This window comes from Gemmiger sp. An194 (genome assembly GCF_002160145.1).
GTDB lineage: Bacteria > Bacillota > Clostridia > Oscillospirales > Ruminococcaceae > Allofournierella.
In genome coordinates, this window is the sequence record NZ_NFKA01000003.1 from 1 (window position 1) to 15038 (window position 15038).

The window sequence follows — 15038 nt, forward strand, 5'->3', positions numbered from 1 at the left end:
CTCCAGAAATTCCTCCGGCAGCCGCTCCAGCTCCCGCAGAAGGAAGCTGTCGTAAAAATTTTCCGGCATGCTCTGCAGCCCACCGTTCAGGCAAACCCGCAGGGGCGCGTTCTCCCGCTGCAGCTCCTTCCAGCGCCCGGCGCAGGCCTGTCCACGGATGATGGTTTCATACTGTTTATAGCACGAAGCAAAGCGGCTGTCAAAGCGCACCGGCACAAAAAAGGGCGCCGATGAAACCATCAGCACCCTTTGGCCGGTGTGGCCGGTATATACTTGGGGGTTCGCGCAGAATGGGCTTGCTCAGGCCTCGCTGGTGGTGATGCCGTTTTTGTCCACCGTGTAGCGCCGCCATTTGCCCGAGGTGCTGCCCTTCGGCTCGCTGTTCAGGCAGAGCACCAGCTCCATGGACGCCGCGTCTTCCGGGCTGGAATGGGTCACCAGCCAGCCCTCTTCGTCCCGGTAATCGATGGTGAAGGTCTGGTACACGCTCACCTGCCCGGCAAAGGCCTTTACAAACTCCGGGTTGGCGGCCTGACTGTCCCGGTAGTAGAGTTGCAGATAGATCTCGTCCTCGGCCAGGGTCACGTCCTCGGGGGGCTGAATCTGCAAAGCCACCAGATCCTGGGTGCGGCCGTCCAGCTCCAGCGAGCCCTGGGCGCGCACCCGGCCCGCCGGGTAGCCCTCGCCGCCCAGCGTTTCGATGGGCATGGGGGTGGGCGTGGGGCTGAGCGTGGACTGGCTGGCCACCCAGTTCTCATACTGCTGCTCGGCCTCATCCGCCCGCGCCTGCTGGTCGGCTTCCGGGCGGATGGGGGTGGGGGTAGGCGCAAGCGGTGTGCCGGACAGGCCCAGCCGGAACTGCACCCAGCCGCCCAGCACCGTGTTCTTTGCCTCCATCTTCCAATCGGACCCGGACATGGTTTCAGCGTTCACCGTCGCCTGCTGGCCGGGCTGCCAGCCCTGGCTCACGAAGGCATCCGGCAGACCGGCGGACACGATGGTCCAGCTGCCCCGGCTCTCGTTGTAGCGCAAGAGGCGCAGCTCCCACTCGCCGGATTCGGCGGTTTCGGGGATGGTCACGGTGAGGGGGCCGCCCTGGCTGTACTGAATGCCCTCCAGCAGGGCGTCCAGCCGCCGGTTGAATTCCTCGGTCTGCGCCGGTTCCACATCGTAGAACTCATAATCCGCCTGGGGGGCGGCGCTGCCCGAGTCGTCGGGCGCAGGGATCACCGTGGGCAGCGGCTGGGCCGAAGCGGGCAGCCAGATCTTCTGCTCTTCCCGCGTCGTCTTGTCCCGCAGCAAGAGCACCGGCTGAACATTGCCCCGGCCCGCGCCGTTCACGGTGATGGTATCGCCCGGCTGCCAGGTCTGGCCGGTGAACAGCCCCTGCTCATCGCTGACCATGGTGATGTCGGCGCTGCTGCGGTTCAGCTTCAGGCGGATTCCCCGCTCGCCCCAGCTGATTTCCGAGAACATGAAGGTGCTCCCGTTGGCCCAGCCGAAGCGCAGCTCCACCTCGTTGGGGGAAAGGTCCGCCGGAATGGTGAAGGTGAAGTTCTGCTCCTGCCAGATGCAGCTGGCCCACAGCTGCTCCAGCGCCTGCTGGCGCCCGGTTTGCTCCCGCTCGGAGGCCGGATATTCGGCGATCAGCTCCGCGTCGGTTCTGGTCCGAATGGTCTGATGGGCGGTTTGGTCGCCGTAGATGCCGGTTGCCATCGAGAACACATCATGCACCGCGATGGCCATATTCCCGGTCAGCACATCCTGGCCGGGCTCATTGCTCAGCCGGACGATCAGGGTGACCGGGCCGTCGATCAGGCAGTCGGCGGGCACAAGATAACTCTGGCCCGGCTGCCAGTCCTGACTGGTGAACACCTCCGGCAGGCCCTGGGTGAGGGGCTCGCCCTCGCCGCCGTCCAGCCGCCAGAGAGTGAGATGCCAGTCCTCCCCGGTCCAGCCCGCGACGGCTGGGATGGTGAACCGGATGCCGCCCTCCGCCGACTGCAGGCTGCCCACCAGCTGCTGCAGCACATCGTCCTGTATCGACGCAGTGGCCGACTCGGGGGTATTGTATTCGGGGGTCTCCTCCGGCTGGGCCGAGAGCTCGCCGCTCCGCCAGTCGTACCAGACCGAGTCGCCGTTTGACTGGTAGAGATGCACCTCCAACAGCTGCACGGTGTCGTCGGCGGTGGGGCGGGCGTAGTCTCCCATGCTGCCGTCCGCAAATTGGGCGATCACCTGAATGGGCTGCCGGTTGGACAGCCGCCCCTCGTAATGCAGGGTGTTTTCGGCGGTGTTGTCCCGTTTGCTGTTCCAGTAATAGAGCCTGAACCAGCCCTGACCGTCCCGCAGGCTCTCGCCCTCGGGGGCCGCGCTGGCCTGCACCAGAATGATCTCCTGGGTGCCGCTCTCCTGCTGCCAGCTCACCCGGCGGCGCACGGTCTCGCCCTCGCCGATCAGCTCGTCGGCGCTGGCGATGGTCTTTTCTCTCGCTCCGGTGAAGGTGCAGGCGGTGAGCAGCACCGCGCCCGCCAGCGTCAGGGCGATGGCGGCCCGCCGGGGCTTTTTCGCGGTGACAATAGCCTTTAACCGCTGCTGCATGGAATGGGCGGTGCCGCTCATGGAGGTGGCGGCCAGCAGCGCGGTGCCCGGCGCGCGCCGGGGAATCAGCTCCACCAGGCAGCGGCCGTAGTCCCGCCGCCGGGCTTCTTCCATGGCGGCGGTGACCGCCTCGTCGCAGGCAAGCTCACAGTCCCGCTTGGAGACCGCCGCCGCCCACCAGACCAGCGGGTCGAACCAGTATGCCGCCAGAACAAAGCAGCGCAGCGCGCCCCAGAGGTGGTCTTTGTGGCGATGGTGGGCCTTCTCATGGGCCAGCACGAACTCCAGCCGGTCGGGGCTTTGCAGCGCCGCCGGGTTCAGGTAGATGGCCGGATGAATCAGCCCGTGCAGGCAGGGGCTGGCCAGATCGTGGCACAGGTAGACCGGCAGGCCGCCGGTGCGTTCCGGGGTAATATCCAGCAGACACCGTTCCCGGCGCAGCCGCAGCGAAAACCGCAGGTTGGCCCAGACCAGCGCCCCGCCGGTGAGCACAGCGCCCGCCGCCCAGACCACAGGCAGCAGTGCCGCCGGGTTCAGCGACCATTCCGGGTGCGCTTCGCTGCCGGAGGTACCGGCAGCAATCTCCGCGACGCCGCCGGAAATTCCCGCCTGAGCGCCGCCGGTTTCGGCGGGCTGAGCAAGGTCGGTTTCCGGGGCAGTATCGGTTTCATTTTGCATTGCCGTGTCCACCGGGACAGGCAGCGTCTCGCCGGAAAATTCTTCCGGGCGGGTCAGGCTGACCTGTGCGGTGTCCGGCAAAGCGTTCAGCACGCTGGCCCGGCTCTGGGGCAGGCTGACCGGCAGCAGCAGCCGCAGCAGCACAAGGCCCCACAGGGCGTACTGCATCCGGCGGCTGATGCGCCCGGCCAGCAGCGCCCGCGCCGCCAGCACGGCCAGAATCAGCAGGCTGGAGGTAATGAGCAGCTCGAGCATACGATCACTCTCCTTTTTCGCCGGGGGCCTCTTCCAGAATCTTCAGCAGCTGGGCGCGCTCGCTTTCGCTGATGCCCTTCTGCTCCACAAAGGCGTTGACCAGAAGGCCCAGGCTGCCGCCGTAGATGCGGTCCAAAAGGCTCTCGGTCTCCCGCAGGGCCACCCCGGCCTTTTCCACCGCCGGGTAATACTCCTTGGCCCGGCCGCCCTCCTCGTGGCGCACCGCGCCCTTGGCCTCCAGCCGGTTGAGCATGGTGATGACGGTGTGCTTGGACCAGCCGGTGTCATCGGCCAGGTCGGCCACCAGCTGGGTGATGGTGCGGGGGGCATTTTGCCACAGCTGATTCATCAGCTTCCACTCCCCGGCAGACAGTTCCACATTCATGCTTGTTCCCTCCCTCAAAAAGGTAGTCTCTTGTCTACCCTAAGCATAACAGACAGGTAGACAGCTGTCAACCAAAATTTTTAAATTCCCTTTCCCCCCGCCCGTCGGGCGTAAAAAAAGCGCCCGTGCCAAAGCACGAGCGCTTTCTTTATTCAGTTTTCTGCAGCAGGGAGCCACACAGGCCATCAGCCCCGGCCCGCGCCGCCGCCGCGGGAGCCGCCGCCCCCGAAGCCGGAGCGTCCACCGCCGGAACGGCCCACACCGGAACCACCGCCGGAGCGTCCACCGCCCATACGGCCCGCACCCGAGCCGGAGGAACGACCGCCGCCGAACCGGCTGGAATCCGGCTTTTTCTCCGCCGGGCGTTCCGAGCGCCCGCCGCCGAAGATGCTCTGCTTTTTCGGCGGCGGAGGCGGGGGCGGAGGCGGAGGCGGCATTCTGTGCCTGCGCCGGTCCCGCCGGTCGTAGCGGTCAGTCTCCACAGGGTAGGGCACATACACCACATCCGGCCCGTCGGAGGTGTCGGTGGTGGTGCGGGTGGTATACACCGGTGTGCTGCTCTCTCTCGCCATCCGTTTGAGCGCCCAGATCAGAAGCAATACAAAGGGAGAAAGAACGAGCGCTGCAAACAGGTAAGCCAGAACCGTTGCCGCAAAGGGAACATCCTCTTCCTCTGCCTGCACCGGTGCCTGGGTGGCCAGGGGCTGCTGCGTGGGCTGCGGGGCCACCGGTGCCACCGCCGCCGCGCTATCCGGCACACTGGCCGGTTCACTGACTGCGGGTGTTTCGGCGGAAAGGCCATACATGGCGCGCAGGCTCTCGGCCACCGCGCCGGTGAATTCGGTCACACAGGCATCGTAATCCGCCGCCGCAAAGCCCGGCTCGGCGGACTCGTTCAGCATGGTCTGCAGGTCGGCGGCAAGGTCGCTGCCCTCCAGCCCCGCGCCCAGGGCGCAGTAGTAGTTCTGGTCGTCGATGGCCAGCAGGAACAGCACGCCGTTGTTCTGCTCGGCGCTGCCCACGCCCCAGGTATCGAACACACCATAGGTGTAATCGTCGATGTACTCCTCGCCGGTGGTGCTCACCGTGAGCACGGCGATCTGGGCGCCACTTGCTTCCAGCGAGGCGTTCAGCTCGTCCACTGCCTGAATGGTGGCTTCGCTTAATACGCCCGCCTCGTCCTTGGTAAAATTCTCCTGGGGCGCCGCCGGATAACCGGCCGCAAACACCGCTGTGCTCAGCAGCGCCGCCAGAAGTGCGGCTGCCGCCAGCCGCACCGCGTTTTTCTTCAATGGAATCCTCTCCTCACATCGCTGTTGGCAGATGGGTTCTCCGGGCCTTAGCCGCGGCCGGCGCCGCCGCCGCGGGAGCCGCCGCCCCCGAAGCCGCCGAAGCCTCCGCCGCCAAAACCACCGCCGCCGAAGCCGCCTCCGCCAAAGCCGCCTCCGCCAAAGCCGCCTCCGAAGCCGCCCGGCGGGGGCCGGTGGTAGGGCCGGTGATGATAGCGGGGACGGCTGTAGCCGCCCAGGAACAGGGGCCAGAACACCACGTCACGGCCACGGCCGCCGCCACCACCGCCGCCGCCACGGCCGCCGCGGCTGCTCAGGGCAATGGCCACCACGATCAGCACCACGGTGACGATCAGGATCAGCATGGTTTCGGCATTGTCGTCGTTTTCCACCGGCTTCGGCTGAGGCTGCCCCTCGCCCGGGGTGATGCCGTACAGGCTGCACAGCTCGCTGTACACAGCGCCGGTGAACTCGGTCACGCAGGCGTCATAGTCGCCCTTGGCAAAGCCGGGCTCGGCGTAGTCGTTCAGCAGGCTTTTCAGCCGGCTGTAGGTGATTTCACCCTCAAGGCCGGTGCCCAGGGTGCAGTAGTAGTTCTGATCGCCGGTCACCAGCAAGAACAGCACGCCGTTTTGCTTTTTCTTGTCGCCGATGCCCCACTCGTTGAACACCTGCAGGGCGTAGTCGTCGATGCTCAAGTTCCCGGTGAAGTCCACCGTGAGCACAGCGATCTGGGCCCCGGTGGAGGAAAGGGCGTTGTTGTAGCCGTCCACCGTGCTGATGGTTTCCTGACTGAGTACGCCCGCCTGGTCCAGCACCGCATGGCCGCTGGGGGCGGCGGGAATGTCGGCCGCGAAGGCCGGAAGGGCCAGCGCGGTCAGCAGAATGGCCGACAGCACAAGGCCGGTCAGCCGCCGTTTGATTGCCTGTTTCATGCAAAATACTCCGCTTCGTCCACGCCCCACAGCGCGCCGATCAGGCTGGCCGGGAAGGCGTTTCGGTCCTTGTTGAACTGCTCGGCTTCTTCGTTATAAGAGCTGTTGCGCAGGATGGTGCCCCGGCTCATGAACTCGGAATGCTGCTCACCGAGCAGGTCCTTCTGGGTGTCGTCCGCCAGGGGCAGGGCTGCGTCGTACAGCGCCTCCACCGCAGCGTCCAGCGTCTCGTTGGCCGCGTAGGTATCCGCCGGGCCCAGGGGGGCGCTCAGCGCGTTCACCGCGTCCTCGGCGGCGGTGAGCAGGGTCTGGTCCACTCCGGCGATCTTCTTGGCCACCGTCACCACGTTGGCGGCGGCGCTCACCCGCTGGTCCAGGTCGGCGGTGATGCTGTATTTGCCGGTGGTAAAGCCCGCCATGGTATCGTTATAATACCCGGCCAGCTTGGCCCCGCCGATGCCGAACACGCTCACCGCCAGCAGCACCAGCGCCGCGGCCTGGGGCACGCCGGTCTTTTTCAGCACGGCGGGCAGGTTTTGTTCCAGCTTTGCCAATTGTTTCATCTGTTAGTGCAACTCCATCAGCTTTTGTTTCAGCTCGCCCTCGATGCGGCCCAGCTCCTGCTCGGCGGCGGCGCGCTTCTGCTTGCCCTCGGTCTGGATCTTGGCCAGCTCGTCCAGGGTCTCGATTAGGCTCTTGTTAGTCTGCTGCAGGGTCTCGATGTCCACGATGCCCCGCTCGGACTCCTTCGCCGTGTCGATGGTGCCCTGCTTGAGGGCGGCGGCGTTCTTTTTCAGCAGCTCGTTGGTCATGTCGCTCACGGCGCGCTGGGCGTCGATGGCCTGACGGGAATGGGCAAGGCCCAGCGCCAGCACCATCTGGCTCTTCCACAGGGGGATGGTGTTCACGATGCTGGTCTGGATCTTCTCCGCCATCATGGTGTCGTTGTTCTGCAGAAGGCGGATCTGGGGACCCATCTGGATGGAGATGGTGCGGGTGAGCTGCAGGTCGTACAGCTTTTTCTCGAACCGGTCGCACATGTCGGACAGGTCGCGGGCCGCCTGGGCGTCCTCGGGCAGGCCGCTGGCCTTGGCCTTGTCCATGGCCTGCTTCAGGTCGGTCTCGCGCACCTGGGCCAGCTTCTTCTTGCCGGCCAGAATGTACATGGTCAGCTCTTTAAAGTAGAGCATGTTCATCTGGTACATCTTGTCCATGAGGGCGATGTCCTTGAGCAGCTGCACCTGATGGGCCTCCAGCATGGCCTCGATGCGCTCCACGTTGGTTTCGGCCTTGGCGTACTTGGTCTTCATCTGGTCGATGTTGTTGCCCGCCTTCTTGAAGAAGCCGAAGATGCCCTTGGACTCCTCTTCCTCGGCGTCGAAGTTTTTCAATTCACCCACCAGGCTGGCCAGGGCTTCGCCCACCTCGCCCAGGTCCTTGGTGCGGACCTTATCCAGAGCAGCTTCGCTGAAGTCGCCCACCTTTTTCTGGGTAGCTGCGCCGTACTGCAGCACCATCTGGCTGTTGGTCACGTCGATTTTATTGGCGAATTCCTCCACCATCTTCTGCTCCTCGGGGCTCAGCTTGGCGGCTTCCTCGGCCAGCGGGTCCGGCGCGGGGGCGGGCTCGGGCTTGGCTTCCTCCTTGGGCTGCTCCACCTCCAGCGTGAGGCTGGGCATGGCGGTTGCGTCAAAGCTGTCGAAATTCAGTTCGGGGGTCATCTTGTTGTCGTCCATCTTGATTGCTTCCTTTCTGTTCTGGCAATGCCGCATCCTTCACGCCGGTCGGCTGGCTGCGGAGTCGCCGTTTAGTCCACAAGGCCCTGGCCCTTCAGCATACCGTTCAGCACTTCCAGATCGGTGCTGATGTCCAGTGCATCCCTTGCGAACAGGCTGTCCAGCTGATGTTCAAAAGCGGTGGCGATGGTCTGGGCGTTCTGAGCAACCTCGGCCCGCACCCCAGCCGCGTTCTCGCCCTGTACGCCCTTCTCTTCCAGCTCGGCGTAAAGAGTGAGGATCTTCACCGCGTCCTGCAGATAGTAATTGGCGAACCGCCGCACCTGGGCTGCCTTTTCCGGGTGCTGCTCCACCTCGTTCAGAATGCCGAGGCAGGCCTTTTCCATCCGGTCCATGGCGGCGCTCAGGGGTTCGTCCTCGATGCGCACGTTGAGCTGGTGCAGCTCCTTGCGCTTCTGGTCAATGAGGGCCAGCATCTGGTCGGCGTCCTCCTGGCCGGTCATGAAGGGCACCTCCTTACGACTGACCACATCCGGGCAGATGCGCCGGGCGGCAAAAAAGCCCGCCACCGAAAGCACCGCCACCACCGCCAGCGCCCACAGCTGATAGATGGGCAGCACCAGCGCGCCCACCAGCCAGACAAACCCGGCGAAATACCAGGGCAGCACCGACTTGCGGCGCACCTCGATCCATTTGCTCATACTTGTTACCTCCAACACCGCGCCAAAAGCGTGCTGTATCTTTATTCTTTTATGATACCAACCGCACCCCGAAAAATCAATGAACAGGGTGTTAAACCTCTTTAGTGAAAGAAAGTATTTTCCGCCCCGTTCACCCGAGAAACGGCCCCAGCGCCGCGCCCCAGGCGGCGGTCAGCCTGTCCGGGCTCCAGGCCGCGTTGGCCGGGCTGGTGCTGGGCAGCTTTACGGCGGGAATGCCGCTCACCGGCTGCAAAAACCGGCCGTACAGCGTGTACGCCGCCGCCCCGTTGCAGAACACCGCCTCGATGGGCGAAGCCTCCAGCACCCGTTTCAGATCCACCGGCACCGGGTCGCGGATGGTGGCATCCTGCGCGCCCTCGATGGTGCAGTGTTCCAGCACATCCCAGAGGGCCAGACCGTGGGTCAAAATCAGGGCTTTCTTTTCCTCCGCCGTGCCGGGCGTTTCGCACCTGCACAGCCTTGCCAGCAGCGGCCAGAACCGGTTGCGGGGGTGGCCGTAGTAAAAGCCCTCCTCCCAGCTTTTGGGGCTGGGCCAGCTGCCCAGGATCAGCGCCCGGCTTGCAGGGCCATACACCGGTTCAAAGCTCATGGAATTTCCCCCTTACTTCAAAAACAGCGCTTCCACCACCTGGCGCACGCCCTCCTCTTCCACGCCGGGGGCAATGTGCTTGGCGGCGGCTTTGGCCTTTTCCGAGCCGTTGGCCATACAGTACGAGCAGCCCGCCAGCTGCAGCATGGCCACGTCGTTGTCGTTGTCGCCCATGAAGACCAGCTCCTCCGGCTTCCAGCCGGTAATTTCCAGCAGCCGCTCCATGCCCCGGGCCTTGTCCACATCCGCCTGCATCACATCGTAGTAGCCGGGGCGGTAGGGCACGAATTTCAGGCCCAGATAACCGTATTTTTCCTGGAAGTCCTCCACCTGCTCCGGCGGCAGAATGGCAAACGCCCCGAAGGGCATGCTTTCCAGATGGCGGTCCTGGTCCTCGCCGTCCAGCACGTACTCGCCGTGGCCGGTGGCTTTTTTGTAAAACTCCCACATTGCCTTGTATTCCACATAGACGTAGTAGTTATCCTCAAAATTGAAGGCCAGCGGATAGTCGAAATCCTCGAAGAAGTCCACCAGGGCGTACATCTCCTCGGCGGTCAGGTCCTGGCTGTAGAGCAGCTTGCCCTGCCGGTCCAGAATCTGGGCGCCGTTGGCGCAGACCATGTAGTCCGGCTTGATGCCGCCCAGAATCTGCGGCTCGATGGCAAAGCTGGTGCGCCCGCTGGCGATGACCACCTTCACGCCCTTTTTCTGGGCCGCCTTCACCGCCGCGGCCACCGCCGGGCGGGCGCTGGGCTCGCCGTGGGCCACCAGAGTGCCGTCCACATCCAGAACGATTGCTTTATACTGCATACTTCAAAATACCCCTCTTACTGTTGTTGCGCACCTCATAAACCGGTCCGTCTGATTCTGATTGTAATTATAGGGCATTTGCCCGCCGGGGGCAAGGCTGGCGGCAGGCCGGACCGGCCCGAAATTCCACTCTTTACTTCCCACCACTTTATTTGTATAATGTGATACAGCACTTTTGTTGTAAGGGGGATACACACCCATGAAAGGGGAATACAGGGCAGGCCTTGCGGACGGGCTTGCCATCGGCATCGGTTATTTTTCGGTGAGCTTCACCTTCGGCATTCTGGCGGTGAAGGGCGGGCTTTCGGCGCTGACGGCCGGGCTCATCAGCCTGACCAATCTGACCAGTGCCGGGCAGTTCGCCGGGCTCACGGTGATCCTGGCCCACGGCTCGCTGGTGGAGCTGGCCCTCACCCAGCTGGTGATCAACCTGCGCTATGCGCTGATGAGCCTTTCGCTGAGCCAGCGGCTGGGGCCGGAGTTCACCACCCGGCGGCGGATGACCATCGCCTTTGCCAACACCGACGAGATCTTCGCGGTGGCCATGGGACGCACCTCGCCGCTGACCCCGGCCTACATGTACGGCCTTGCCACCCTGCCCATTCTGGGCTGGACCCTGGGCACCCTGAGCGGCGCGGTGGCCAGCGGTCTTTTGAATGCGGCGGTGCGCAGCGCGCTGGGCGTGGCGCTCTACAGCATGTTCGTGGCCATTGTGGTGCCGCCCATGCGCCAGCTGAAAAGCGTGCGCATCGTGGTGGCGGCGGCAGTCATCGTCAGCTGCCTGATCGCCTGGGTGCCGCTGCTGAAATTCATCTCCAGCGGCTTTGCCATTATCGTAAGCACGCTGGCGGCGGCCGCGCTGGGGGCCTGGCTGTTCCCGGTGGACCTGGCGGACGAGCAGCCCGCTGAGAATGAGGAGGCAAACGCATGAGTCTTTTCTGGTATTTGCTGGTCATGGCGGGTGTGACCTATCTCATCCGCATGCTGCCGCTGACGCTGCTGCAAAAGAAGATTCAAAACCGGCGGCTGCGGTCCTTTTTGTTCTATGTGCCCTACGCCTGCCTTGCGGCCATGACCTTCCCGGCCATCCTCTCGGCCACCGAAAGCCCGATCAGCGCCTTCGCGGCTCTGGTGGTGGCGGTAGCGGTGGGCTTCGCCGGGCGGGGCCTGGTCACGGTGGCCGCCTGCGCCTGCGTGACCGTCTTTGTGGTGGAGCGCCTGCTGACGCTGCTGTGACTATTTTCAGGCAAAAAATAAAAACCGTGGAAGCCGGAAAAGGTCCGGTCTCCACGGTTTTATCTTTTTAAAATATCACAGCAGCTTGGCCCACTCCTCGGCCTTGAAGCCGGGGAACACACCCTTGTCGGTAACCAGAATCGGCCGCTTGACCAGCATGCCGTCGGTGGCCAGCAGGTCAAAAATCTCTGCGTCGGTCATGGCGGGCAGCTTGTCCTTCAGGCCCATGGACTTGTACAGCAGGCCGCTGGTGTTCACGAACTTTTTCACCGGCAGGCCGCTTCTGGCCTGCCAATCGGCCAGCTCGGCGGCGGTGGGGTTTTCCTCTTTAATGGGGCGGGCAGTATAGCTTGCACCCTGCTCGTCCAGCCACTTTTTCGCCTTCTGGCAGGTGGTGCATTTGTCGTAGCACACAAAGGTAATCATGGTGTTTCTCCTCTTTTCTCAGAACCGGTCGGCTCAGAACAAAAACTCTTCCTCCGGGGGCAGCTCCACCTCTTCGCCGAAGATGAACTTCTCCACCGCCAGGCCCACGCCGTCGTGGTTGTTGTCGGCGGTGACCCAGGTAGCCGCCTGCTTGACCTGCGGCACCGCGTTGCCCATGGCGATGCCCACGCCCGCCAGCTTGATCATGGAGATATCGTTCCAGCCGTCGCCGCAGGCCATCAGGTTTTCCTCGGTCAGGCCCAGGATGGTGAGCAGCGCCCGCAGGCTCTGGGCCTTCTCGATGCCCAGGGGCATGATCTCCAGAAAATACGGCATGCTCTTGTAGATGGAAAGCTTGCCCGCGAACTTACGCTGCATGTGCTCCTCCACGTGGGCGATCTGGTCCGGGTCCTTGCTCAGCAGGATCTTGTTCACATCGAAGTCGATGAAGCTGCCCAGATCCTCCACCTGGATCGCCGGAACCCGGCAGGTGAAGCACTCCAGCTGCACGAATTCATCCTCGGGGTGCTCGGTGATCACGCCCTCGCTGTTGTAGCTCATGGCAACCGCGCCCGCGGCCCGGGCCTCGTCGCACACCGGCTTCACCAGCTCAGGGGGAAAGACCTCCTGGGCCACCACCTTGCCGGTGGCGCAGTCCTGAATGCAGCCGCCGTTGTAGCTCAGGATGTAACCGCCCAGCTTGTCCAGCTCCAGCTCCTTGGCCAGATACTGCACGCCCACGGTGGGCCGGCCGCTGGCCAGCACGATGCGCACGCCCGCGGCGGCCGCCCGCTGCAGCGCGGCGCGGGTGCGGGGGGTGATCTCCTTTTTGGTATTGGTCAGGGTGCCGTCCAAATCCAGCGCCAGTACTTTGATGGTATCGTTCATGGCAGTTTCTCCTGTTGGTTAAGGCCCCCGCCGCCCGGGCAGCGGGGGCCGGGAAATGTCTTAGGCAATACCGCACAATTCACACCGAACGGTTCAGGCGGCGTATCACGCCAAAATTTTCCGCGCTATTTTCCAAAAATGCTCGCCAATCCACTAAGGATTGGCTGCGCTTTTTGCTTCATATCACAAAAAATTTTCCGGCGTGCTCCACCACCTGGAATTGTGCGGTATTGCCCTCACTTTTCCCATTGTAGCGAAAAGAAGTGCGCTTGAAAAGCCTTTTTGCCGCAATTTCACGCCTTCTCGCTCCAAACTTTTGCCCGCCGGGGGCCGTTTTTCTGTGCCATCTGCCCGCACCGGGGGCAAGGGGCAAATTTTTTTTGCTTTGCCCCATTGACATTTAACAGGCGTTTATCTATAATGAACATACAGTTGAACAACCGTTAATTATTTTTAAACTTTACAGGAGGGACCCTTATGATCGATGTACAGGCAGCCATTGCAGCAAACCCCGCTCTGGGCCGGGTGGCCCGCGCCGAAGAGACGGTCTGGATCAACCCGCTCCATCTGCCCGTGGAAATGACCGACGGGCTGTGCCAGCTGGTGGTGCCGGACGCAGCCATTGACGATGCCGAGGCCCGGCTGGCCCGGTTTGCGCCCTTCATCCGCCGCCGCTTTCCGGAGACCGAGCCCACCGGCGGGCTGATCGAATCGCCGCTGGAGGACATCCCCCGCATGCAGCAGACGCTGGAGCGGGAATATCACTGCACCATCCCCGGCCGTCTGATGCTCAAGATGGACAGCCACCTGGCCATTGCCGGCTCGGTGAAGGCCCGGGGCGGCATCTACGAGGTGCTCAAGCATGCCGAGGACCTGGCCATCGCCGCGGGAAAGCTCGCCCTCACCGACGATTACGCCAAGCTGGACAGCGAGGAGATGCGGGCCTTCTTCCGCCAGTACACGGTGCAGGTGGGCTCCACCGGCAACCTGGGCATGTCGATCGGCATTATGAGCGCGGCGTTGGGCTTCCGGGTGAAGGTGCACATGTCCGCCGAGGCCAAGCAGTGGAAGAAGGACCTGCTGCGCAGCCACGGGGTGGAGGTGCTGGAATACAGCGGCGACTATTCCAGGGCGGTGGCCGAGGGCCGGACCAACTCGGACAAAGACCCCATGAGCTATTTTGTGGACGATGAAAAATCCGTGGACCTGTTTCTGGGCTACGCGGTAGCGGCCCGCCGGCTGAAAAAGCAGCTGGACGACCGGGGCATTGTGGTGGACGCGGCCCATCCCCTGATCGTCTACCTGCCCACCGGTGTGGGCGGCGCGCCCGGCGGCATCACCTACGGCCTCAAGCGGCTGTTTAAAAATAATGTACACTGCTTTCTGGTGGAGCCCACCCAGTGCCCCTCGGTGCTGCTGGGCATGGCCACCAGGCAGTATGAGAAGGCCAATGTGCGCCACTTCGGGCTTTCCGGCAAAACCCATGCGGACGGCCTGGCCTGCGCTTCTCCCTCCAGCTTTGTGACCCGGGTACTGGGCAATCTGGTCAGCGGCGACTTCACGGTGGCGGACGCCAACCTTTACAACTACCTGCGTCTGCTGGATGCCAGCGAGGGCAAGCGGATCGAGCCCTCCAGCTGCGCGGCCTTCGCGGGCCCCCGTGGCCTGCTGACTTTGCCCGGCAGCCGGGATTACTGCGCCGCCCACGACCTGACCGAACAGGTGCTCAACAACAGCGTGCAGATCGCCTGGGCCACCGGCGGCCGTCTGGTGCCCGCCGAAATCTGGGAGCAATATCTGGCCACCGTGCTGGACTGAGCGGCTTTTCCCTCCGGCGGGTTTGTGGTATAATCAGTTCTGTTACCAACAGAACGGAGGGACGCTGGCATGGAGGAAGAACTGAAGATCGGGCGGAAGGTGCAGCAGTTCCGCAAGCAGAGCGGGCTGAGCCTGCGGGAGCTGGCCGCCCGGGTGGAGCTGAGCCCCTCGATGCTCAGCCAGATCGAGAACGGTGCGGTGAATCCCTCCATCAATACCTTAAAGAACATTGCCCAGGCGCTGCGGGTGCCCCTGTTCCGCTTTTTCAAGGAGGAGCCCCCCGCCGAGCGGCTGATCGTGCGCCGGGGCGAGAACCGGATCATCGGCCATCCCGGCGAGCAGGTGCTGTACAAGCTGCTCACCCCCACCGTGGACTGCGCCATTGAATTCTGCCTGATGGAGCTGCCTGCCCACACTGCCTCCTCGGAGGCGGACCGGGAGCACACCGGCGAGGAGGTCACCTATGTGATCAGCGGTCAGGCGGAGCTGCATCTGCAGGGCAGCGTGTACCGGCTGACCGCCGGGGACTCGGTGCAGATCCCACCCTCCACGCCCCACCGGTGGGTGAATGATTCCGATGAGGAATTCCGGGCGGTGTTCGCCATCACCCCGCCCAGTTTTTAAAACAGCAAAGCCGCCCCTTGCAAAAAACGCAAGGGGCGGCTTTTTG

At 63.7% G+C, this 15038-nt stretch carries 16 protein-coding genes; 4 read left to right on the forward strand and 12 right to left on the reverse strand.

The features are described 5' to 3' along the window. The 10 genes from B5F28_RS02320 to B5F28_RS02365 form a co-directional block, all read right to left on the reverse strand. A partial coding sequence (locus tag B5F28_RS02320; RefSeq protein WP_247643382.1) for a DUF3658 domain-containing protein occupies nt 1-240 on the reverse strand: 240 nt, incomplete at its 3' end. Nucleotides 241-300: 60 nt separating this feature from the next. Then, complete coding sequence (locus tag B5F28_RS02325; RefSeq protein WP_087292975.1) at nt 301-3534, reverse strand: M56 family metallopeptidase; 3234 nt, start codon at nt 3532-3534, stop codon at nt 301-303. Between the two features lie 4 nt (nt 3535-3538). Further along, on the reverse strand, nt 3539-3919 hold the full coding sequence (locus B5F28_RS02330) for a BlaI/MecI/CopY family transcriptional regulator (protein WP_087292977.1): 381 nt from the start codon (nt 3917-3919) through the stop codon (nt 3539-3541). A 185-nt stretch (nt 3920-4104) separates the two neighbouring features. Then, a complete protein-coding gene (locus tag B5F28_RS02335; protein ID WP_087292979.1) occupies nt 4105-5211 on the reverse strand; it encodes a TPM domain-containing protein in 1107 nt (368 codons plus the stop codon). A gap of 47 nt (nt 5212-5258) precedes the next feature. Beyond that, the gene (locus B5F28_RS15245) at nt 5259-6143 is read right to left on the reverse strand and encodes a TPM domain-containing protein (protein ID WP_087292981.1); all 885 of its coding nucleotides are present in this window, start codon (nt 6141-6143) and stop codon (nt 5259-5261) included. Then, nucleotides 6140-6706, reverse strand: a complete 567-nt coding sequence (locus tag B5F28_RS02345; protein ID WP_087292983.1) for a LemA family protein — start codon at nt 6704-6706, stop codon at nt 6140-6142. Before B5F28_RS02345 ends, B5F28_RS15245 begins: the two co-directional genes overlap by 4 nt. 3 nt (nt 6707-6709) lie before the next feature. After that, the gene (locus B5F28_RS02350) at nt 6710-7879 is read right to left on the reverse strand and encodes a toxic anion resistance protein (protein WP_087292985.1); all 1170 of its coding nucleotides are present in this window, start codon (nt 7877-7879) and stop codon (nt 6710-6712) included. Between the two features lie 71 nt (nt 7880-7950). Beyond that, nucleotides 7951-8580 carry a 5-bromo-4-chloroindolyl phosphate hydrolysis family protein gene (locus B5F28_RS02355; protein WP_087292987.1) on the reverse strand — a complete coding sequence of 210 codons (630 nt, stop codon included), beginning with the start codon at nt 8578-8580 and terminating at the stop codon, nt 7951-7953. A 130-nt stretch (nt 8581-8710) separates the two neighbouring features. Further along, the gene (locus B5F28_RS02360) at nt 8711-9190 is read right to left on the reverse strand and encodes a DNA-deoxyinosine glycosylase (RefSeq protein ID WP_087292989.1); all 480 of its coding nucleotides are present in this window, start codon (nt 9188-9190) and stop codon (nt 8711-8713) included. A 12-nt stretch (nt 9191-9202) separates the two neighbouring features. Then, complete coding sequence (locus B5F28_RS02365) at nt 9203-10000, reverse strand: Cof-type HAD-IIB family hydrolase (RefSeq protein WP_087292991.1); 798 nt, start codon at nt 9998-10000, stop codon at nt 9203-9205. Nucleotides 10001-10199: 199 nt separating this feature from the next. On the opposite strand from B5F28_RS02365, the gene B5F28_RS02370 reads away from it, so the two are divergent. Both B5F28_RS02370 and B5F28_RS02375 read left to right on the forward strand, forming a co-directional pair. Continuing rightward, the gene (locus tag B5F28_RS02370) at nt 10200-10931 is read left to right on the forward strand and encodes an AzlC family ABC transporter permease (protein ID WP_087292993.1); all 732 of its coding nucleotides are present in this window, start codon (nt 10200-10202) and stop codon (nt 10929-10931) included. Further along, nucleotides 10928-11236: an AzlD domain-containing protein gene (locus tag B5F28_RS02375; protein ID WP_087292995.1), complete on the forward strand. Its 309-nt coding sequence runs from the start codon at nt 10928-10930 to the stop codon at nt 11234-11236. Before B5F28_RS02370 ends, B5F28_RS02375 begins: the two co-directional genes overlap by 4 nt. Nucleotides 11237-11311: 75 nt before the next feature. Here B5F28_RS02375 and B5F28_RS02380 read toward each other — a convergent pair whose 3' ends face one another. Next, entirely contained in the window at nt 11312-11662 is a 351-nt protein-coding gene (locus B5F28_RS02380) for an arsenate reductase family protein (RefSeq protein WP_087292997.1), read from the reverse strand. A 33-nt stretch (nt 11663-11695) separates the two neighbouring features. Further along, nucleotides 11696-12550, reverse strand: a complete 855-nt coding sequence (locus B5F28_RS02385; RefSeq protein ID WP_087292999.1) for a Cof-type HAD-IIB family hydrolase — start codon at nt 12548-12550, stop codon at nt 11696-11698. A gap of 477 nt (nt 12551-13027) precedes the next feature. Here B5F28_RS02385 and B5F28_RS02390 point away from each other — a divergent pair, with 477 nt between their 5' ends. Next, nucleotides 13028-14368: a D-serine ammonia-lyase gene (locus B5F28_RS02390; protein WP_206423044.1), complete on the forward strand. Its 1341-nt coding sequence runs from the start codon at nt 13028-13030 to the stop codon at nt 14366-14368. Nucleotides 14369-14437: 69 nt separating this feature from the next. Next, nucleotides 14438-14992, forward strand: coding sequence for a cupin domain-containing protein (locus tag B5F28_RS02395; protein ID WP_087293001.1), 555 nt, complete (start codon nt 14438-14440; stop codon nt 14990-14992). Nucleotides 14993-15038: the final 46 nt, after the last annotated feature.